The following is a 316-nucleotide window of genomic DNA, read 5'->3' as shown; positions in this document are numbered from 1 at the left end:
ACAGCACAACAGCCACTTTTTCAAAGACTCGCACACAAAGGTTGCCGACGATTGGATATTAAAACTATCGATACCCTGCACATCGAGGAGGATGGCATTGGCTATCGAGAAACACATCAAGGGCAATAGGTCGAGGAAGTATCTCGAGAATTTGATAAGGTATTCCGGGATTTCAGAAAGGCTAATCAGTAAATATATGGACTTGTAATCAGTAGGTCGCTGTCCACGATGTCTCCCGATAACCATCGGGACGGGACGATCCCGGCAGGGGGCTCAAAAGGGCAGCAGAGATGTTGCCTTTTTCATTTTCACCCTA

1 protein-coding gene is annotated in these 316 nt (G+C 46.8%); it reads left to right on the top strand.

Features of this window, described 5'->3' with window-relative positions; translation table 11 throughout:
* The coding region (locus L0U89_RS20295) for a GIY-YIG nuclease family protein (protein WP_234863193.1) at window positions 1–208 on the top strand (208 nt) is incomplete at its 5' end.
* Window positions 209–316 lie beyond the last annotated feature (108 nt).

The sequence above is a fragment of the Mariniradius sediminis genome (assembly GCF_021491425.1).
Classification (GTDB): Bacteria; Bacteroidota; Bacteroidia; order Cytophagales; family Cyclobacteriaceae; genus Mariniradius; species Mariniradius saccharolyticus.
The sequence above is the reverse complement of the archived record's forward strand: the minus strand, read 5'-3'. Positions and strand labels throughout refer to the sequence as shown.